Here is an 18518-nt window from a genome sequence, read left to right as displayed (position 1 = left end):
TCGCGCTTGCGAAAGAGGGGGAGATGTCGGCGGAGACGCGGCATGGCCGCATCCTGGAAATGCTGCGCCAGCGCGGCTATGCGGCGATCGACGAGCTGGCGGTGGCCCTTTCCGTCACGCCGCAGACGATCCGCCGGGACCTCCAGGACCTGGCGGGCGAGGGCATGCTGCGGCGGCACCATGGCGGCGCCAGCCTGCCGTCTTCCATCGCCAACACCGACTACGCGCTGCGGCATGTGGAGAATGCCGGCGCTAAGGCGCGCATCGCCGAGGCCGCGGCCGCGCGCGTGACGGAGGGCTCCTCGGTCTTCCTCACGCTCGGCACGACGGTGGAGGCGGTGGCTGCGGCGCTGACCGCGCGGCGGGAGTTGCGCGTGATCACGAACAGCACCGCCGCGGCGCGCATCCTGGGCGCGTCGCCGGGCATTTCCGTGCATGTGATCGGCGGCACGTTCCGCGCATCCAATGGTGGCCTGGTCGGCGCCTTCGCGGCGGAGGCCGCCTCACGCTGGCGCTGCGACCTGCTGATCAAGGGCATCGGCGCGATCACGCCCGATGGCTGGCTGCTGGACTACCACGAGGACGAGGTGGCGGTTGCGCGCGCGATGATGGCGCATGCCGGTGCGACGATGCTGGTCGCTGACCACACGAAATTCCTGAAGACCGCGGCCTGCGTCGTCGCGCCGCTGTCAGCCGTCGCGACGCTGGTGACGGATCGCAAGGTGCCGCGCAGCCACGCTGCGGCGCTGCGTCAGGCGGGCACGGAGGTGGTGGTCGCTGGCGCCTGAGCCTCCGCGGGCTCGATGCGCGCGGCGCTGCGCTTGAAGTCGGGGATCTTGCCGAAGGGGTCGAGCGCCGAGCGCGTCAGCAGGTTCGCCGCGGCCTCGGCATAGGCGAAGGGGATGAAGGCGATGCCTTCGGGCAGCGCGGGATCCTCGCGCGCCACCAGTTCCACCGCACCGCGCCGGGTGACCACGCGCAGTCGTGCCCCGGGCGCGACGCCGAGCCCGCGCAGCGCCGCGGGCGAGAGCGAGACGGTGGGCGCGGGCTGCAGCGCATCCAGTACGCGCGCACGGCGCGTCATCGCGCCGGTGTGCCAGTGCTCCAGCTCGCGGCCGGTGGTCAGCACGAAGGGGAAGTCGCAGTCCGGCAATTCGCCGGGGTCGCCCGGCCCCGCCGGCACCAGATGCGCGCGACCGCCTGGCAGCGGGAAGTGGTCGTGAAAGACGATCTCCTCGCCAGGCGCGCCGGGAGCAGGGCAGGGATAGGTGACGCTGCCCTCGCGCTCCAGCCTTTCCCAGGTGATGTTCGCGAGCGAGGGCATGGCCTGCGCCATCTCCGCGAAGACCTCGCGCGCATGGCCGTGGCGCCAGTCCAGGCCGAGCCGCCGTGCCATCGCCACGATGATGTCGAGGTCCTGCCGCGCCGCGCCCGGCGGCGGCACGGCGCGGCGGCCCATCTGCACCTGGCGGTTCGTGTTGGTGACGGTGCCGTCCTTCTCGGGCCAGGCGCTGGCCGGCAGGATCACGTCGGCCAGCGCGGCCGTCTCCGTCAGGAACAGGTCCTGCACGACGAGGTGATCGAGGTTCGCGAGGCCGGCGCGCGCATGGGCAAGGTCGGGGTCTGACATCGCGGGGTTCTCGCCCATGATGTACATGCCGCGGATCTCGCGGCGCTCGGCGGCGTGCAGGATCTCCACCACGGTCAGGCCGGGCTTCGCATCCAGCGCCGTGCCCCACAGCTCCTCGAGGATGGCGCGATAGGTCGGATCACCTGTGAGGTGATAATCCGGCAGCATCATCGGGATCAGCCCGGCGTCGGAAGCGCCCTGCACGTTGTTCTGGCCGCGCAGCGGATGCAGGCCGGTGCCGGGGCGTCCGACATGGCCGCAGAGCAGCGACAGCGCGATCAGTGCGCGCGCATTCTCGGTGCCGTGCACGGATTGGCTGATCCCCATGCCCCAGAGCGTCAGCGCGGCGCGCGCGGTGGCGAAGAGCCGCGCGACGCAGCGGATCTGATCGGCGGGCACGCCGCATTGCGCCTCGACGGCCTCGGGCGCGTAGGCAGCGAGATGCGTGCGCAGCGCGTCCAGCCCGTCCACCCGCGCCGCGATGAAGTCGGCGTCGTGCAGTTCTTCCGCCAGGATGACGTGCAGTATGGCGTTCAACAGCGCCACATCCTGGCCCGGCCGGAAGCGCACGACTTCCGTCGCGAAGCGATCCAGCCCCGTGCCGCGGGGGTCCATCACGATCAGCTTGGCGCCGCGCGTCGCCGCGTCCTTCAGGAAGGTAGCGGCAACGGGATGGTTCTGCGTGGGCTGCGCGCCGATCACCAGCAGCAGGTCGGCCTCCGGCGCGGCCGTGAAGGGGGCGGTGACGGCGCCGCTGCCCACGGTCTCGAACAGCGCGGCGACGCTCGCGGCATGGCAGAGCCGCGTGCAGTGATCGACGTTGTTCGTGCCGAAGCCGGTGCGCACCAGCTTCTGGAACAGATAGGCTTCTTCGTTGGAGCCCTTGGCGCTGCCGAAGCCGGCCAGGGCCTGCGGGCCGACGCCGTCGCGGATGCGCGCGAGCCCGCCGGCGGCCTGCGCCAGCGCCTCCTTCCAGCTCGCCTCTCGGAATTTCTGGCGTGCGCGCTTCGGATCGAGGCAGTCGGCCGGATCCTTGGCCGCGCCCTCGATGCGGATCAGCGGGCGCGTCAGGCGATCGGGGTGGCGCAGATAGTCGAAGCCGAAGCGGCCCTTCACGCAGAGCCGGTCAAGATTGGCCGGGCCGTCGCGCCCCACCACCTCCTCGATCACGCCGTCGCGGGTGCGGAAGCCCACCTGGCAGCCGACGCCGCAATAGGGGCAGACGCTCGCCACCTCTTCCTGCGGCGGCGCGCCGCGCTTGCCCTCCGCATCCAGGACCGACACGGGCAGCAGCGCGCCTGTTGGGCAGGCCTGCACGCATTCGCCGCAGCCGACGCAGGAGGAGGTGCCCATGGGGTCGAGCAGGTCGAAGGCGACCGTCACGCCCATGCCGCGCCCAGCGAAGCCGATCACGTCGTTGTGCTGCACCTCGCGGCAGGCGCGCTCGCACAACCCGCAGGCGATGCACGCGTCGAGCTGCACGGCCATGGCGGGATGCGTCATGTCCGGCGCGGGCCGCGAAGCTTCCGGCGCGAAGCGTGATGCCGTGACGCCGAGGCGCCGCGTCCAACGCGCGAAGCCGCTGGTCGCGTCGCGCGCCTCGGCCGAGGGCTGGTCGGCCAGCAGCAGCTCGAAGACAATGCGCCGCGCGGCAGCCGCGCGGTCGCTCGCGCTGCGCACCACCATGCCCGGCGCCGGCATGCGGATGCAGGATGCGGCGAGCACGCGCTCGCCCTCGATCTCGACCAGGCAGGCGCGGCAATTGCCGTCGGGACGATAGCCGGGGCGCGGGCGGTGGCAGAGATGCGGGATCTCGGTGCCGAGCCGGTTCGCCACGGACCAGATCGTCTCGTCCGGCGTGGCGGTGACCGCGCGCCCGTCGAGCGTGAAGGTGATTCCCGTCATGGCGTCGCCTCCGGGAAGAAGTGCAGCAGGCTGCGCACCGGGTTCATCGCGGCCTGGCCGAGGCCGCAGATCGAGCCGTCCGCCATCGCGGCGGCGAGTTCCTCGAGCAGCGGTGCGTCCCAGCGCGGTGCTTCCAGCAGCCTTGCGGCTTTCGCGGTGCCGACGCGGCAGGGCGTGCATTGCCCGCAGCTCTCGTCGCGGAAGAACCGCACCAGGTTGCGTGCGGCCTCCGGCAAATCGTCACGATCGGAGAGCACGATTACGGCGCCGGAGCCGACGAAGCAGCCGAACTGCTCCAGCGTGCCGAAATCCAGCGGCAGGTCGGCCATGCTCGCCGGCAGGATGCCGCCGGAAGCACCGCCAGGCAGATAGGCAGCAAAGCGGTGGCCTGGCGCGATGCCGCCACAGAATTCCTCGATGAGCTCGCGCGCGGTGATGCCCGCCGGCGCGGCCTTCACGCCGGGATCGCGAACGCGACCCGAGACGGAGAACAGCCGCTGGCCGGACCGCCCGCGGCGGCCGGCGGCAGCGAAGCGCACAGCGGCTTCGGAGGACGCAAGGATCTCCGGCAGCCACCAGAGCGTCTCGACATTGTGGATCAGCGTCGGTTGGCCGAACAGGCCGCGCTGGCCGGGGAAGGGGGGTTTGTGCCGTGGGTAGCCGCGGCGGCCTTCCAGGCTTTCCAGCAGCGCGGTTTCCTCGCCGCAGATATAGGCACCGGCGCCGCGGCGCAGATGCACGGGCATCGGCAGCAGCCCGGCCGCGCCGAGTGCTGCGATCTCCGTCGTCATCACCTGGTGCAGATGCGCGTATTCGTCGCGCAGGTAGAACCAGCAGGCTTCTGCGCCGATGGCTACGGCGGCCAGCAGCATGCCTTCCAGCACGCGGTGCGGGTCGGCTTCCAGGCAGTGGCGGTCCTTGAAGGTGCCGGGCTCGCCCTCGTCGGCATTCACCACGAGATGGCGCGGCCCGGGCTGCGCCATGACCAGGCGCCACTTGCGCGCGGCGGGAAAGCCGGCACCGCCGAGGCCGCGCAGCGCGGCAGCCTCCAGCCGATCGAGCAGCGCGGCCGAATCCAGGCGACCGTCGCGCAGCGCGCGAAGCAGCGCATGAGCGCCGGCCTCCAAGGCAGCCGGAAGGCGCGAAGCAGCGTCGCAGCCCGTCGGCGCGTGGCGCGCGGCAGACAGCACGGTCTCTGCCGTGGCGTGTTCCACCAGGTGATGTCCGACGGCGCAGGCGGGCGCGCGGTGGCAGGCGCCCATGCAGGGCGCGTGCAGCACGCGCACGCCATCCGGCACGGCCGCCCGCAGACTTGCATGCAAGGCCTCCGCGCCTGCCATCGCGCAGGGCAGGCCATCGCAGACGCGCAGCGTGACCGGTGGCGGCGGTGCGGCGCCGTCCTCGATCAGGTCGAAATGCGCGTAGAAGCTTGCCGTCTCGAACACCTCGACCGGCGCGACGCGGTGCAGCGCCGCCAGCGCGACGAGATGCGCGGCGCGCAAGGCGCCATGGCGGTCCTGCAGGGCATGCAGATGCTCGATCAGCAGGTCGCGCCGCAGGTCCAGGCCGGCGATCGCAGCCTCCACCTCGGCCATTGCCTCGGGCGTCGCGACGCGGCCGCGTGGACCCGTGCGCGGTTTCCGCGAGCCCTTCGGCATCGCTGTCATGCGCAGTGACGTTTCCTTCCCCATGCCGCATCTAACGCCGCTTCGGCGCGCGGGTCACCCTGACGGCAGCCGCAACCCTTGCGGAGTTTGCATGCGCATGCAAGTTTTTCGGTCGCTCACACGGTTTGCAGGCGGGAAGACGACATGGCGCGGTTGCTCAAGCGTTCCATCGGCGCGGCCGACAAGGAAGCCGCGCAGGCCGAGGTGCGGGCGACGGTCGAAAGGCTGCTCGCCGACATCGCGCAGCGCGGCGATCAGGCGGTGCGCGAGCTCTCCGCGAAGTTCGATGGCTGGGACCGCGCCGATTTCCGCCTGACGGATGCCGAGATCCGCGCCTGCCTGAACGAGTTGCCGAAGAAGGCGCTGGACGACATCCGCTTCGCGCAGGAGCAGGTGCGCAACTTCGCGCAGCATCAGCGCGAGTCCATGAGAGACATCGAGGTCGAGACGTTGCCCGGCATCGTGCTGGGCCACAAGAACATCCCCGTGAACTCGGTGGGCTGCTACGTGCCCGGCGGCAAGTATCCGCTTCTGGCCTCGGCGCACATGTCCGTGGTGACGGCGAAGGTGGCGGGCGTGCCGCGCATCATAACCTGCGCGCCGCCCTATCAGGGCAGGCCCGCGCCGGCGATCGTCGCGGCGCAGCACCTGGCCGGCGCCGACGAGATCCGCGTGCTCGGCGGCGTGCAGGCGGTGGGCGCGATGGCACTGGGCACCGAGAGCATCGCGCCGGTGGACATGCTGGTCGGCCCCGGCAATGCATTTGTCGCGGAGGCCAAGCGCCAGCTCTTCGGCCGCGTCGGCATCGACCTCTTCGCCGGCCCGACCGAGACCTTGGTGATCGCCGACGAGACGGTGGATGGCGAGCTCTGCGCCACCGACCTGCTCGGCCAGGCCGAGCATGGACCCACCAGCCCCGCCATCCTGCTGACGGATTCCGAAAAGCTGGCGCGCGACACGATGGCGCAGGTCGAGCGCCTGCTGACCATCCTGCCAACCGCGGCCATCGCGCGGAAGGCGTGGGAGGATTACGGCGAGGTGATCGTCTGCGACGACAAGGCCGAGATGCTGCGGGAGGCCGACCGAATCGCGTCCGAGCACGTGCAGGTGATGACCGCGGACGACGATTTTTTCCTGAAGAACATGACCAACTACGGCGCGCTGTTCCTGGGGCCGCGCACCAATGTCAGCTACGGCGACAAGGTGATCGGCACCAACCACACCCTGCCGACGCTGGGCGCGGCGCGCTACACGGGCGGGCTGTGGGTGGGCAAATTCCTCAAGACCGTCACCTACCAGCGCGTGCTGACCGACGAGGCGAGCGCGATGATCGGCGCCTATTGCTCGCGCCTCTGCATGCTGGAGGGCTTCGTCGGCCACGCCGAGCAGGCGAATATCCGGCTCCGCCGCTATGGCGGGCGCAACGTGCCGTACGGCCAGGCGGCCGAATGATGGCATCCTTTCGCCGGAGGGCGGAGGCGGAGCCGAGCACCGGAGGCGTGAATCGGATGCCCACGCAGATGCAGCTGCCGAAGACGCCCTCGCTGCGGCTGGACGACAAGCGCGCGCTGGTCACGGGTGCGGGCCGCGGCATCGGCCTCGGCGCCGCGGCGGCGTTGGCCGAGGCCGGCGCGCATGTCGTGCTCGCCGCGCGCTCGGCGGACGAGATCGAGGAAGCAGCGGCCGCTATCCGCGCCGCCGGCGGCTCGGCCGAGGCGCTGCCGATGGATGTGGCGGACATCGCGGCGACGGCGGCGAAGATCGACGCCGCCGGTCCGTTCGACGCGCTGGTGAACAACGCCGGCACCAACCGCCCCGCATCCTTCCAGGACGTGTGCGTCGAGGATTTCGACGCAGTGATGAACCTCAACGTCCGCGCCGCCTTCTTCGCCGCGCAGGCGGTCGCGCGCGGCATGATCGCCGCCGGCAAGCCGGGCGCCATCGTGCATGTCTCCTCGCAGATGGGACATGTCGGCGGCGCGAAGCGCAGCGTCTACTGCGCCTCCAAATGGGCGATCGAGGGCATCGCGCGCGCCATGGCGCTGGACCTCGCGCCGCACGGCATCCGCGTGAACACGCTGTGCCCCACCTTCATCGAGACGCCGATGACGCAGCCCTTCCTGGCGGACGCGGCGTTCAAGGCCGGCGTGATCCAGAAGATCAAGCTCGGCCGCCTCGGCCAGGTGGAAGACCTGATGGGCGCCATCGTCTTCCTCTGCTCCGATGCAGCGTCGCTGATGACCGGCTCCTCGCTGCTGGTGGATGGCGGCTGGACGGCGGAATGAGCGAGGTCCGGCCCGCCCGCGCGCATCGGCACGCCACGGCGAGCGATGTGGCGCGGCTGGCCGGCGTCTCGCAATCCGCGGTGAGCCGTGCCTTCACGCCCGGCGCCTCCATCGCGCGGGAGACGCGCGCGCGGGTGGAGGATGCGGCGCGCGCACTCGGCTACCGGCCCAACGCCATCGCGCGCAGCCTGACCACGCGACGCAGCCGCATCATCGGCGTCGCCGCGGCCTATCTGCAGAACCACTTCTACCCGGATGTGCTGGAGGCGCTGTCGAAGGGCCTGCAGGCGCGCGGCTATCACCTGCTGCTGTTCACGCCGGATGCTGCGCGCGATGCCGATCCGCTGCTGCAGGAAGTGCTGGCCTGGCAGGTGGATGCGCTGATCCTCGCCTCCACCACGCTGTCCTCGGCGCTCGCGGGGCAGTGTCGCGCGGCCGGGATTCCCGTGCTGCTGTTCAACCGCACCAGCCGCCACGCCGATGTCTCCTCCGTCACCGGCGAGAATCTTCGGGGCGGGCGATTGATCGCGGAGTTCCTCGTCGCCGGCGGCCACCAGCGCCTCGCCTTCATCGCGGGGATCGAGAATTCCTCCACCAGCCGCGACCGGGAGGCGGGCTTCACCGGCTGGCTGGCAGAGCACGGGCATGCGCCGCCGCTGCGCGATGTTGGCCTCTACGATTTCGAATCCGCCTCCGCCGCCGCGCGACGGCTGCTGTCGCGCCCCGATCGGCCGGACGCGATCTTCGCCGCCAACGACCACATGGCGACCGCGGTGGCGGAAGTCGCGCGACACGAATTCGGCCTGCGCATCCCGCGCGACCTCTCCCTGGTCGGCTTCGATGACACCGGTCCGGCGCGCTGGCCGTCCTTCTCGCTCACCAGCTTCGCGCAGCCGCTGCGCCCGATGGTGGATGCGGCCGTGGCGATGGTGTGCGAGATGATCGAGAACCCCGCCGCGCCCACGCGGCACCAGGTGATCCCGGGCGAGCTCATGGTGCGCGGCTCCGCGCGGATGCCGCCGGAAGGCTGCGTCAGCCGTGCCGATGCGCTGGTCTGGCGTCCGGTGCGGGATCAGGCCGCCTGAGAAGCCACCGGAGCGGGCACGCATGCAGGGCGCGGCGCTGAATCATTCGGCGGCGAGACCTGCGGGGCGGCGATGGGGCTTGCCAGGGGGGCAGGCCTGCCGATAGGCTTGCATGCGCATGCAAGAACCGGCCGGATAGGCCAGGCTTTGGGAGGAGAAGGCGCCATGGCGCTGCGTCGTCGAGACATCCTGGCCGGCGCCGCCGGCGCCGCGGCCTTCGCCGCAACCGGTGCACAGGCGCAACTCGGCCCCGCGCCGAACATCCGCCCCGGCAAGCCCTTTGCCGGCACCGAGCTCAAGGTGCTCTGCGTCGTCGCCAGCCAGTTCCGCGCGCATGAGGCGCGACTCGCTGCCTTCACCGAGCAGACCGGCATCACGGCGAAATACACCTTCGTCCCCTTTGCCAGCATGCGCGAGGCGCTGACGGCCGAGATGGTCGGCGGCGGCGGCGACTACGATCTGGCGATCGCGATGGACCAGTGGGTGGCGTCGCTGAACAACCTGTTCGACCCGATCGATGCGCGCGTGCGCGACAAGGGCATCCCGCTGGATCGCTGGCCGGCCGCGCATCTGCGCCAGGGCACGGTGAATGGCCGCCTGCTCGGCCTGCCCAGCCGCGGCCATGTGCAGTTGCTGTTCTATCGCAAGGACCTGTTCGAAAAGCACAACCTGACGCCGCCCGCCACCTGGGAGGCCCTCGTCGAGGCCGGCAAGGCGATCCAGGAGAAGGAGAGCGGCATCTCCGGTGTCGCGGTGCCGTATGGCCGTAGCAACGGGCAGAACCTGATGGTGTGGTACAACTTCCTCTGGGGCCGCGGCGGCGCGCTGTTCGACGAGCGCGGCCAGCCCGCCTTCAACAGCCAGGCCGGCCTTGCCGCCGTGCAGGATTACGTGGACCTGCTGCGCCGACATCGCATCACGCCGGCCGGTGCCGTCTCCTTCACCGAGCAGGACGCAGTGAACAGCATGGGCCAGGGCAATTCCGCCATGCTGCCGGTCTGGTGGTGGGTGCGCTCCACCCTGGTGAACCCGCAGGCCAGCCGCCTGACGGCGGCGCAGATCGGCTTCGCGCCGATGCCGAGCTACGCTGGCAAGCCCCGCACCACCTTCACCAACACCTGGGTCTGGGGCATCAGCCAGCGCTCCCGCCGCAAGGATGCGGCGATGGAACTGCTGACCTGGATCGCGAACCCTGCGCTCGAGCGCGACATCCTGCTCGACCCGAAGGAGAACGACGTGGTCGCGGTGATGTGGCCGAACCTGATGGACGATGCGGTGAATGCGCGGTTCGGTGGCATGCATCGCCTGGCGGCGGAAGGGCTGCGCGACACGCAATCCATCACCTTCGGCCCCGAATGGCCGCAGATCAGCGAGGCGCTCGAGACGGCGATGAGCGAGGCGGCGAGCGGCACGAAGACCGTGCCCGACGCCTTCAACGCCGCCGCCGCGCAGGTGCGGCGCATCGCGCGCCGCGGGTGAGCGCGGCTTGCCGAAGAGCGCGCTGCCCCCACCCAACCCTCCCCCGCGCGCGGGGGAGGGCTAAGCCCGATGCGTGACCGCACGCTCAAATACCTGCTGATCCTGCCGGCGGCGCTGATCGTGCTCGGCACCACGATCTGGCCACTCGGCGTCTCGCTGGTCACCAGCTTCCGCGACTGGCGGCTGACGCGCTCGCTGACGCCGGGTCCGTTCATCGGGACCGAGCACTACCTGATCGCCTTCACCGACGATCCGGATTTCGCGAACGCCGCGATGGTGACCGGGCTGTTCGTCCTGATCGACGTGACGCTGACCGTTGTCTCCGCGCTCGGCCTCGCGCTGCTGCTTCGCCGTGCGGGTGTGCTGCAGAGCGTGACGCGCGCCGTGCTGATCCTTCCCTTCGCCGTCTCGCCCGCGCTGGTCGGCATCTCCTTCCGCTTCATGTTCAACGCGGAGATGGGTGTGTTCACCTGGCTCGCCGGCGTGCTGGCGCCGCCGCTGCAGGGCTTCGTCTGGCTCGCCGACGAATGGGCGGCGCTGCTGGTGCTGGTGTTCTCCGATGCGTGGCGCTGGGTCCCCTACATGACGTTGGTGGTGCTGGGCGGCCTGGCCGCGCTGCCGAGGGAGCCGGAGGAAGCCGCGCGGATCGACGGCGCCACCGAATGGCAGGTGCTGCGCGACGTGACGATCCCGGCGCTGCTGCCGGTGCTGGCGGTGGTCGCCATCCTCAAGACCGTCTTCGCGCTCAAGATGTTCGACCAGGTAGTGACGCTGACCGGCGGCGGGCCGGGTGCTGCGACGACCACGCTCGCCTATCTCGTCTACTCCATCGCCTTCCGCTGGTACGACATGGGCTATGCCAGCGCGGTCGCCTGGATCCTCACCGCGATCCTGGTCTTCCTGGCGATCTGGTACATGAAGCTGATCCTGCGCAAGCCGGGGCAGACATGAGCCCCGCGCGACGGCGCAGGCTGCTGTGGCAGGGGGTGGAGTCGGCGGTCCTGCTGGGCGCGCTGTTCCTGATCCTGTTCCCGATCCTGTGGATGGCGCTGACGGCGTTCAAGCGGCCGGTGGACCTGTTCGGCCTGACCTTCCTGTTCACGCCGACGCTCGACAATTTCCGCGCGATCTTCGCCCATCCCTGGAACATCGGGCACACGCTGCTCAACAGCTTCATCGTCGCCGCCGCAACGGTGGCGATCTCGGTGCCGGCCTCGACGCTCGCGGCCTATGCCTTCAGCCGATTCGAGATGCCGTTCAAGGGCGCGCTGTTCTTCACCATCCTCGCGACGCAGTTCATCCCGGCGGTCGTCGTGGTGCTGCCCTTCTACCTGCTGTTCCGCGACCTTGGCCTGCTGGACACGGTCTATGCGCTGATCATCGTCAACCTCGCCATCGTCACGCCCTTCGCCACCTGGATGCTGAAGGGATTCCTGGATGCGGTGCCCACTGAATCCGAGGAAGCGGCGCTGGTGGATGGCGCCACGCGGCTGCGCGTGATCCTGGACGTGGTCGTGCCGATGATCTGGCCGGGCGTGGTCGTCACTGCCGTCTTCTGTTTCATCCTGACCTGGAACGAGTTCCTCTTCGCGCTGATCCTGACGCGCGACGACGCGGTGACGCTGCCCGTCGGCATCACCCGCTTCCGCACCGAGCGGGGCGATCTGTGGGAGCTGATCGCCGCCGCCGGCATCCTGATCTCCATCCCGATGTTCCTGCTCGCCTCGGTCATCCAGCGCCACTTCGTGCGCGGCATGACCGGCGGCGCGGTGAAGTGAGGCGCGCTTGGCCGAGGTGATCCTGCGCAATGTGACGAAGCGCTGGGGCGGCTTCGTCGCCGTGCGCGACCAGTCGCTGACCGTGAAGGATGGCGAGTTCATGGTGCTGCTCGGGCCTTCGGGCTGCGGCAAGACCACGACGATGCGCATGGTCGCGGGGCTGGAGGAGCCGACCAGCGGCGACATCCTGATCGGCCCGAACCGCGTCAACGACCTGCCGCCGCGCGAGCGCGACGTGGCGATGGTGTTCCAGTCCTACGGCCTCTATCCGCACATGTCGGTGGCCGACAACATCGGCTATCCCCTGAAGCTGCGCGGCATCCGCGGCGCGGAGCGCGCGCGGCAGGTGAACGCCGCCGCGGACAAGGTGGAACTCGGCGATCTTCTGCACCGCAAGCCGCGGGAGCTCTCGGGCGGCCAGCGCCAGCGCGTCGCACTCGCCCGCGCCATCGTCCGACGTCCGCAGGTCTTCCTGATGGACGAGCCGCTGTCGAACCTCGACGCCAAGCTCCGCGTCTCCACCCGTGCCGAGATCAAGCACCTGCAGTACGAGCTCGGCGTGACAACCATCTACGTCACGCACGACCAGATCGAGGCGATGACGCTCGCGCACCGCGTCGCGGTGATGAGCCAGGGCGAGATCCGCCAACTCGACACGCCCGAGGCGATCTACGACCGGCCCGCCGATCTCTTCGTTGCCGGCTTCATCGGCTCGCCGCCGATGAATCTCGTGCGTGGCGAGCATGCCGGCGGTGTCTTCAGTGCCGCCGGCGGGGTTCGTGCCCTGACACGGGTCGCGGGCCATCACGGCGCCGCCGTGCTCGGCATCCGGCCGGAGGATGTCACGGTCACGCCCGCCGGTGCCGGCGATCTCGACGCCAGCGTCTATGCGGTGGAGCTGACCGGCGATTCCGTCCTCGTCACCGCCCAGGCCGGTGACGCAAGGCTGATCGCCAAGGCCGACCGCGCCTGGCGCGCCGAGCCCGGCACGCCCATCGGCCTGAAGCTCGACACCACCCGCCTGCATCTCTTCGACGCCGACACCACCCGGCGTCTCAACCCGGAATGAGTGCCATGCTCGCATCCCGCCTGATCCGCTATGCGGACCTGATCCCCTGCAAGAACGCCTTCGTGGACAGTCGCTCTCCGGGTTCTGACCAGAAGGAGAACTTCACGCTGATCGGGCCCGGCGTCAGCGAGAATCCGAACCAGCATGTCCACATCCCGGAGCCGCACGGCTTCAACATCGGCGGCGCGCGCCAGCCGCCGCGCTGCCTCAACAGCCAGCACAGCCACGAGACTGCGGAGGTCTTCGTCGTCCACAAGGGCCGCTGGCGCATGATCTTCGGCGTCAACGCCGACGAGGGCGACGTGACGATGGAGGAAGGGGATGTCATCTCCATCCCGATCCACATGTTCCGCGGCTTCGAGAACATCGGCGAGGAGACCGGCTTCCTCTTTGCCGTGCTGGGTGGCGACGATCCCGGCAAGGTGACCTGGTCGCCGCGCGTCTTCGATCTCGCGGACCGCTACGGCCTGGTGCTGCTCGAAGGCGGGCGCCTGGTGGACACGACGCTCGGCGAGACGGTGCCGGCAGGAGCGACGCGGCAGCGTCCGCCGAGCGCCGCGGAGATCGCGCAACGCGCCACGCCGCCGCGCGAAACGCTGGCCGGCTGCGTGCTGAAGCCGAGGCAGTTCGCGGTGAATGCGGCGTCGCCGCTCGTGCGGCCCGGCGTGGAGGAGGCGGCGATCATCACGCCGAAGGCGACCGGCGACGGCTTCGCACCCGGCCCGATCAGCGGCTGGTGGCCGCATGGATTCAACCTGCGCTGCCTGCGGCTGGAGTCCGGCGCGACCGTGCCGGCGCACATGCGCGACGAAGCGGAGGTGATCTTCGTCCATCGCGGCGTGCTCCAGGTGACCACGCCGGAGGGCGAGGTGATCCTCGGCCCCGGCGACACCTTCACCACGCCGAAGGGCATGTCGCGCGCTTTCCGCGCCTGTTCCTCCAACGGCGTCGCGGCCTATGTGGTGCGCGGCGGCGACAGCCCGGCGGCGCCGAGGTTCCTGGCATGACGAACATCCGCACCACCCATGTCGGGTCCCTGCCGCGCAGCCAGATCGTCGCGGACCTGCTGTTCGCGAAGGAGCGGGAGGAGCCGGTCGACCCCGCCGCGTACGATGCTGCGATGGAGCAGGCGACGCGCGAAGTGCTGCGCCGGCAGGCGGAGATCGGCATCGATGTCCCCTCGGATGGGGAGACGTCGAAGATCTCCTACGCCACCTACATCAAGGACCGGCTTACCGGCTTCTCCGGCGACAGCCCGCGCCGCGTCCCGGCGGACCTGATGGACTATCCCGCCTATGCCGAGCGCATCGGCCGGTCCGGCGGCACGCCGACCTACCGCCGCCCACGCTGCACCGGGCCGATTGCCGTCAAATCCATGGCGCCGCTGCACCGCGACCTCGCGGTGATGCAGGTGGCGATGGCCGAGGCCGGCTACCGGCACGGCTTCATGAACAGTGCCTCGCCGGGCGTGATCGCGCTGTTCCAGCCCTCGGACATCCATGCCGATGCGGATGCCTACATGGAAGACCTGGCCGAAGGCATGCGCCACGAATATCAGGCGATCGTCGACGCGGGTCTCACGCTCCAGATCGATGCGCCCGATCTCGGCCTCGGGCGGCACATGATGTACCCCGACCTCGACGAAGACGCCTTTCTCCGCCGTGCCGCGATTCACGTTGATTTGATCAATCATGCGCTGCGCGGCATATCCGCGACTTGCGTGCGCCTGCATGTCTGCTGGGGCAACTACGAAGGCCCGCATACGCGTGACATCGCGCTCGCGCGCCTGCTTCCGGAACTGCTCCGCCTGCGGGTCGGTGCCGTGCTGTTCGAAGCGTCCAACCCGCGGCACGCCCATGAATGGACGGCGTGGCAGGGGGTCAAGCTACCGCAGGACTGGGTGCTGATTCCCGGATGCCTCGACAGCACCACCAATTTCGTCGAGCACCCGGAGCTGGTGGCGCAACGTATCGCCACCTTTGCGCGGCTTGTCGGGCCAGATCGAGTGATGGCCGGCACCGACTGCGGATTCGGCACCTTCGCCGGCTATGGCGCCGTACATGGCGACATCGCCTGGGCGAAGCTCCGGTCACTTGTCGAAGGTGCGCGGATCGCATCGCGCAATATTTGAAGCGCGGGAGATTCGCCTGCTGTATACTGTCCGTGCGCGCAATTTCCGGCCTTGCAAGCTCGCGCTGCTGCACATTAGGCTGCGCCAGCGGATCGGTTTCGGGGCCGGTATGGTTGAGGAAACAAGGCGTCAGGCGTCTGAATTGCGCGCGCAGGCTAGGCGCGCGCGTTCCCTCGCAACGCTTCTCGTGCCGGGCGAGGACAAGCGACGGCTGAGCGAACTCGCGCAATCGCTCGAACAGGAAGCCGCGGCTGCTGCCGATGGCACGGCGCGCGACGCATCCGCGCGGCCTGCGGCGGAGTAGCCGCCCTCATCCCGGGCGGCGCAGCGCCGCGAGGCCGACGCCGAGCGCTGCCGCAACGAGCCCGAGCGCGACATGCGGATCGGGCGACTCTCCCAGCAGGAGCAGGCCGAACAATGCGGCGCTTGCCGGGCTCAGCGCGCCCAGGGATGCCGCGCGCGCAGCCCCCAACCGACTGACGGCGTAGGCGAAGGCCACGGGAGCGATCAGCCCGGACATCCCGCCCTGCCAGGCCGCCTGGGTCGCGATCTCCTTCCACCCGGCCGATGCCAGCGCAGGATCGGCGGTCAACAGCCAGATCGGCAGGATGGTCGCGACGGAGCCGAGGCTCACCAGCGCCGTTGCCTCGATCGCCTTGAATGGACTGCGCTTCAGCGCGAGCGTGTAGGCAGCGGACAACCAGGATGCGCCGAGCAGCATCAACGGTCCTTCCGGTCCTTCGGCCGACATCAACGGCGGACCGGCGACCAGCGCAACCGCCAGCGCCATGAGCGCGAGGCCCACTCGCTGCTGTGCCGCGAAGCCCTGTTGCGCCCGACCGCTGAGCAGTGCCGTGACGGCAACCCATAGCGGCATCGTGCCTGGCAGCAGCGCGCCCGCATCGGCCGCCTCGGCCTGCCGCAGCCCGGCGCCGGCCAGCAGCACGAAGGGCGCGCCGCCGCCGGCGAACAGCACCGCAAGCTGCCGCCACTCATCGCGCCGCAACCGTGCGAGGCGGCGCAGCGCGATCGGCAGAAGCAGCGCCGCCGGCGCCAGGAAACGCAGCAGCACGATGTCATCGGGCGCGAGCGTGCCGCTGCCTGCGGCGACGCCGTGCCGCGTCATGGCGAGCGCGCCGCCCCAAATCGTTGCGGCGCAGAGTCCGGCCAGCAATCCAGCCAGATGCGCGCCAGAAAGCCGAAGGCGCCACGCAGGCGCCAGCGCGCGGGTCGCGATACAAGCGGACATGTGGGGTTTCTCCTGCCGGCCGGGCTTCCGTCGGGCGGCGATGTCACGCGATCCAGAAGGGCTTGCGCGCCTCGGCGAAGGCTTCGCCGGGGCTGAGGCCGATATCGCGCAGATCGCGATGGCCCATCTGCGCCAGACAGTGGCGCTCATCGATGCGCGCCTGCCACAGCGCGATCACATGGCGGACGCGCCTTCCTACAGTGCGGATGCTCGTGCGCTTCATCGTCAGTGTCCTTCGATCAAGGATTCCCACCGTCGGTCGCGGTGTGTCTCCCTTGTGCACACGCCGGGATGCGCGCGCTTGGCGAGGGCCTGACGGCAGGCTTGAGATTGCGTGGAAATGCGACGGCGGCTTGCCTAACTTGTACGCCTCACGGTGGACGCCGTGTGTCGCGTTGCGTTATCGCGGCACATACGACACGCGGGATGGGGAGAGGCAGGCCGATGAGGCTCGGCTTCGGCCAGTACGAGGTGGATCTGCGGCGGCAGGAACTGCGCCGCGGCGATGATGTCGTGCATGTAGAGCCGCAGGTCTTCGACCTGCTGGTGCATCTGCTGCGCAACCGCGACCGCGTGGTCAGCAAGGACGAGCTGTTCGACACGATCTGGCAGGGCCGCATCGTCTCCGAAGCCGCGCTGAGCAGCCGCATCAACGCCGCGCGCAAGGCAGTGGGCGACGATGGCGACCGGCAGGACGTGATCCGCACCGTGCACAAGCGCGGCTTCCGCTTCGTCGCCGAGGTGCGCGCGCTCGACGATGAACCGGCGCCACCGGCCGAGCCCTCGCCAGAGCCGCCGCCCGCCGTGGGAACGCCGGCGCAGGTGTCGCGCCGGCCCTCCATCGTCGTGCTGCCCTTCGCCAATCTCAGCGCGGAGCCGGACACCGAGTATTTCAGCTACGGCCTGACCGAGGACATCATCCGCCTGCTCGCCAGGCATCACTGGCTGGACGTGCTCAGCCGCCATTCCGGCGCGCCCTACAAGGGCAGGGAGGTCGATGCGCGGGAGATCGGCGCGGCGCTCGGCGTGCGCTATCTCGTGCAGGGCAGCGTGCTGCGGCGGGGCGAGCGCGTTCGCATCACCGCCGACCTGGTCTGCGCGGAGACCGGGCGCCAGCTCTGGTCCGATGCGCATGCCTTCACGCTGGACCACCTGCTGGACATCCAGAAGAGCATGGCGGAGCAGATCGCCGCGACGATCGAGCCGGAACTCGGCCGTATCGAGCGGGAGGCCGCGGTGCGCCGCCCGCCGCGCAGCGTCGACGCCTGGGATTGCTACCAGCGCGGCCTGTGGCACCTGTGGGGCTTCACCGTTCCGGGAATGGAGGAGGCGGAGGCGATGTTCCGCCGTGCCATCGCGATCGATCCCGGCTTCGCCCGTGCGCATGGCGCGCTGGCCTATGTGCATCTGCAAAGCGCGGTGCTGCGCCCGCCGGAAGATCGGCCCGCGCTGATCGCGGCGGCGATGGAAGAAGCGCGCGCCGCGGTCGCGCTGGACGACCAGGATTGCATGAATCTCTGCGTCCTCGGCCGCGCGCACACGTTCCAGCGCGACTACGAGGAAGGCATCGCCAGGCTCGAGGAAGCCGTGGAACTGAACCCGAGCTTCGCCCAGGCCTGGTATGCGCTGGGCTTCACCTTCACCGTATGCGGGCGTGAGGAAGAAGCGATCGCCTGCATCGAGCGGGCAACGGAACTCAGCCCGCGCGATCCGCATCTCGCCAGCTTCCACTCCACGCGGGCGCTGGCGCATTTCTTCCTGGGCGACCTCGACGCCGCGGTGGCGCTGACGCGCCAGGCGATGCGCGCGCCGAATCCGAAGCAATGGCCCTATGCGCTGCAGGCCGCCGCGCTGGGGCTGCTGGGGAGGGAGGCGGAGGCGCGGCGCGCGGTGGAGGCGCTGCTGGTGCGCCATCCCACCTATTCCATCGCGCTCGCCCGCGCCGATTTCTTCTTCTGGCGCGACCTGGCGAAGGTCGAGCTGTTCGCGGAGGGCTTGCGGCGGGCCGGGCTGCGAGAGACCGCGCCCGCCGCATAGCGCCTCATCCGCAGGGCAGGAAGGCTTCGAGCAGGCGCCAGGCGGCGTCCTGCGCCGCGCGCGCTTCGGCCGCCCGCTGCCGGTGCAGCGCATGGCCGGCGACATGGCGCATCCATTCGGCGCCGTGCCGATGCCGCAGGATGATCGGAGGATGGGGGACGAACATGATCTGCTCTCCTGTTCCACCGGCCATGATCGGCCGG

Annotated in this window: 17 protein-coding genes; 12 read left to right on the top strand and 5 right to left on the bottom strand. The window is 70.1% G+C overall.

Features of this window, described 5'->3' with window-relative positions; translation table 11 throughout:
• The first annotated feature begins 23 nt into the window (after window positions 1-23).
• Window positions 24-788, top strand: coding sequence for a DeoR/GlpR family DNA-binding transcription regulator (locus E4T13_RS11005; RefSeq protein ID WP_137178305.1), 765 nt, complete (start codon window positions 24-26; stop codon window positions 786-788).
• Here E4T13_RS11005 and fdhF read toward each other — a convergent pair.
• Together fdhF and E4T13_RS10995 are read right to left on the bottom strand one after the other, a co-directional pair.
• Window positions 752-3535 (bottom strand): formate dehydrogenase subunit alpha, encoded by a 2784-nt coding sequence (gene fdhF / locus E4T13_RS11000; RefSeq protein WP_137178304.1) that lies wholly within the window; start codon window positions 3533-3535, stop codon window positions 752-754. The two genes, E4T13_RS11005 and fdhF, sit on opposite strands and share 37 nt — an antisense overlap.
• Window positions 3532-5202, bottom strand: a complete 1671-nt coding sequence (locus E4T13_RS10995) for an NADH-ubiquinone oxidoreductase-F iron-sulfur binding region domain-containing protein (RefSeq protein WP_170984935.1) — start codon at window positions 5200-5202, stop codon at window positions 3532-3534. The genes fdhF and E4T13_RS10995 overlap by 4 nt, the downstream gene beginning before the upstream one ends.
• A 144-nt stretch (window positions 5203-5346) precedes the next feature.
• Between E4T13_RS10995 and hisD the strand changes: the two genes are divergently transcribed.
• The 10 genes from hisD (at window position 5347) to E4T13_RS10945 (ending at window position 15333) form a co-directional block, all read left to right on the top strand.
• Window positions 5347-6654 (top strand): histidinol dehydrogenase, encoded by a 1308-nt coding sequence (hisD, locus tag E4T13_RS10990; RefSeq protein ID WP_137178302.1) that lies wholly within the window; start codon window positions 5347-5349, stop codon window positions 6652-6654.
• A gap of 68 nt (window positions 6655-6722) precedes the next feature.
• Window positions 6723-7487: an SDR family NAD(P)-dependent oxidoreductase gene (locus E4T13_RS10985; RefSeq protein ID WP_137178301.1), complete on the top strand. Its 765-nt coding sequence runs from the start codon at window positions 6723-6725 to the stop codon at window positions 7485-7487.
• On the top strand, window positions 7484-8572 hold the full coding sequence (locus E4T13_RS10980; protein WP_137178300.1) for a LacI family DNA-binding transcriptional regulator: 1089 nt from the start codon (window positions 7484-7486) through the stop codon (window positions 8570-8572). Before E4T13_RS10985 ends, E4T13_RS10980 begins: the two co-directional genes overlap by 4 nt.
• A 165-nt stretch (window positions 8573-8737) precedes the next feature.
• Window positions 8738-10051 carry a sugar ABC transporter substrate-binding protein gene (locus tag E4T13_RS10975; RefSeq protein ID WP_137178299.1) on the top strand — a complete coding sequence of 438 codons (1314 nt, stop codon included), beginning with the start codon at window positions 8738-8740 and terminating at the stop codon, window positions 10049-10051.
• 69 nt (window positions 10052-10120) lie between these two features.
• Complete coding sequence (locus tag E4T13_RS10970; RefSeq protein ID WP_137178298.1) at window positions 10121-11002, top strand: carbohydrate ABC transporter permease; 882 nt, start codon at window positions 10121-10123, stop codon at window positions 11000-11002.
• The gene (locus E4T13_RS10965) at window positions 10999-11829 is read left to right on the top strand and encodes a carbohydrate ABC transporter permease (protein ID WP_137178297.1); all 831 of its coding nucleotides are present in this window, start codon (window positions 10999-11001) and stop codon (window positions 11827-11829) included. Before E4T13_RS10970 ends, E4T13_RS10965 begins: the two co-directional genes overlap by 4 nt.
• Window positions 11830-11845: 16 nt before the next feature.
• A complete protein-coding gene (locus tag E4T13_RS10960; protein WP_256370448.1) occupies window positions 11846-12898 on the top strand; it encodes an ABC transporter ATP-binding protein in 1053 nt (350 codons plus the stop codon).
• A 5-nt stretch (window positions 12899-12903) separates the two neighbouring features.
• Window positions 12904-13905: a cupin domain-containing protein gene (locus E4T13_RS10955; protein WP_206030137.1), complete on the top strand. Its 1002-nt coding sequence runs from the start codon at window positions 12904-12906 to the stop codon at window positions 13903-13905.
• Window positions 13902-15029 carry a cobalamin-independent methionine synthase II family protein gene (locus tag E4T13_RS10950; RefSeq protein WP_137178294.1) on the top strand — a complete coding sequence of 376 codons (1128 nt, stop codon included), beginning with the start codon at window positions 13902-13904 and terminating at the stop codon, window positions 15027-15029. The genes E4T13_RS10955 and E4T13_RS10950 overlap by 4 nt, the downstream gene beginning before the upstream one ends.
• Window positions 14992-15333 (top strand): hypothetical protein, encoded by a 342-nt coding sequence (locus E4T13_RS10945; protein ID WP_137178293.1) that lies wholly within the window; start codon window positions 14992-14994, stop codon window positions 15331-15333. The genes E4T13_RS10950 and E4T13_RS10945 overlap by 38 nt, the downstream gene beginning before the upstream one ends.
• Window positions 15334-15339: 6 nt before the next feature.
• On the opposite strand, the gene E4T13_RS10940 is transcribed toward E4T13_RS10945, so the two are convergent.
• The gene (locus tag E4T13_RS10940; protein ID WP_170984934.1) at window positions 15340-16278 is read right to left on the bottom strand and encodes an EamA family transporter; all 939 of its coding nucleotides are present in this window, start codon (window positions 16276-16278) and stop codon (window positions 15340-15342) included.
• A 43-nt stretch (window positions 16279-16321) separates the two neighbouring features.
• Window positions 16322-16501 (bottom strand): DUF1127 domain-containing protein, encoded by a 180-nt coding sequence (locus E4T13_RS10935; protein WP_137178291.1) that lies wholly within the window; start codon window positions 16499-16501, stop codon window positions 16322-16324.
• 221 nt (window positions 16502-16722) lie between these two features.
• Between E4T13_RS10935 and E4T13_RS10930 the strand changes: the two genes are divergently transcribed.
• Window positions 16723-18315 (top strand): winged helix-turn-helix domain-containing tetratricopeptide repeat protein, encoded by a 1593-nt coding sequence (locus E4T13_RS10930; protein WP_170984933.1) that lies wholly within the window; start codon window positions 16723-16725, stop codon window positions 18313-18315.
• 4 nt (window positions 18316-18319) lie between these two features.
• Here E4T13_RS10930 and E4T13_RS29860 read toward each other — a convergent pair whose 3' ends face one another.
• Window positions 18320-18481, bottom strand: a complete 162-nt coding sequence (locus E4T13_RS29860; RefSeq protein ID WP_170984932.1) for a hypothetical protein — start codon at window positions 18479-18481, stop codon at window positions 18320-18322.
• Window positions 18482-18518: the final 37 nt, after the last annotated feature.

Source organism: Roseomonas sp. AR75 (assembly GCF_005222815.1).
In the GTDB taxonomy this organism is placed as follows: Bacteria; Pseudomonadota; Alphaproteobacteria; order Acetobacterales; family Acetobacteraceae; genus Falsiroseomonas.
This window is presented reverse-complemented; position numbering and strand designations above follow the sequence as displayed.

What these genes read in the sequence shown, in the direction of transcription:
- hisD (WP_137178302.1), top strand. Translation starts at nt 5,347, where the DNA reads ATGGCGCGGTTGCTCAAGCGTTCCATCGGCGCGGCCGACAAGGAAGCC.
- E4T13_RS10985 (WP_137178301.1), top strand. Translation starts at nt 6,723, where the DNA reads ATGCAGCTGCCGAAGACGCCCTCGCTGCGGCTGGACGACAAGCGCGCG.
- E4T13_RS10940 (WP_170984934.1), bottom strand. Translation starts at nt 16,278, where the DNA reads ATGTCCGCTTGTATCGCGACCCGCGCGCTGGCGCCTGCGTGGCGCCTT.
- E4T13_RS10970 (WP_137178298.1), top strand. Translation starts at nt 10,121, where the DNA reads ATGCGTGACCGCACGCTCAAATACCTGCTGATCCTGCCGGCGGCGCTG.
- fdhF (WP_137178304.1), bottom strand. Translation starts at nt 3,535, where the DNA reads ATGACGGGAATCACCTTCACGCTCGACGGGCGCGCGGTCACCGCCACG.
- E4T13_RS10980 (WP_137178300.1), top strand. Translation starts at nt 7,484, where the DNA reads ATGAGCGAGGTCCGGCCCGCCCGCGCGCATCGGCACGCCACGGCGAGC.
- E4T13_RS10965 (WP_137178297.1), top strand. Translation starts at nt 10,999, where the DNA reads ATGAGCCCCGCGCGACGGCGCAGGCTGCTGTGGCAGGGGGTGGAGTCG.
- E4T13_RS11005 (WP_137178305.1), top strand. Translation starts at nt 24, where the DNA reads ATGTCGGCGGAGACGCGGCATGGCCGCATCCTGGAAATGCTGCGCCAG.
- E4T13_RS10995 (WP_170984935.1), bottom strand. Translation starts at nt 5,202, where the DNA reads ATGACAGCGATGCCGAAGGGCTCGCGGAAACCGCGCACGGGTCCACGC.
- E4T13_RS10930 (WP_170984933.1), top strand. Translation starts at nt 16,723, where the DNA reads ATGAGGCTCGGCTTCGGCCAGTACGAGGTGGATCTGCGGCGGCAGGAA.
- E4T13_RS10950 (WP_137178294.1), top strand. Translation starts at nt 13,902, where the DNA reads ATGACGAACATCCGCACCACCCATGTCGGGTCCCTGCCGCGCAGCCAG.
- E4T13_RS10955 (WP_206030137.1), top strand. Translation starts at nt 12,904, where the DNA reads ATGCTCGCATCCCGCCTGATCCGCTATGCGGACCTGATCCCCTGCAAG.
- E4T13_RS10935 (WP_137178291.1), bottom strand. Translation starts at nt 16,501, where the DNA reads ATGAAGCGCACGAGCATCCGCACTGTAGGAAGGCGCGTCCGCCATGTG.
- E4T13_RS29860 (WP_170984932.1), bottom strand. Translation starts at nt 18,481, where the DNA reads ATGTTCGTCCCCCATCCTCCGATCATCCTGCGGCATCGGCACGGCGCC.
- E4T13_RS10975 (WP_137178299.1), top strand. Translation starts at nt 8,738, where the DNA reads ATGGCGCTGCGTCGTCGAGACATCCTGGCCGGCGCCGCCGGCGCCGCG.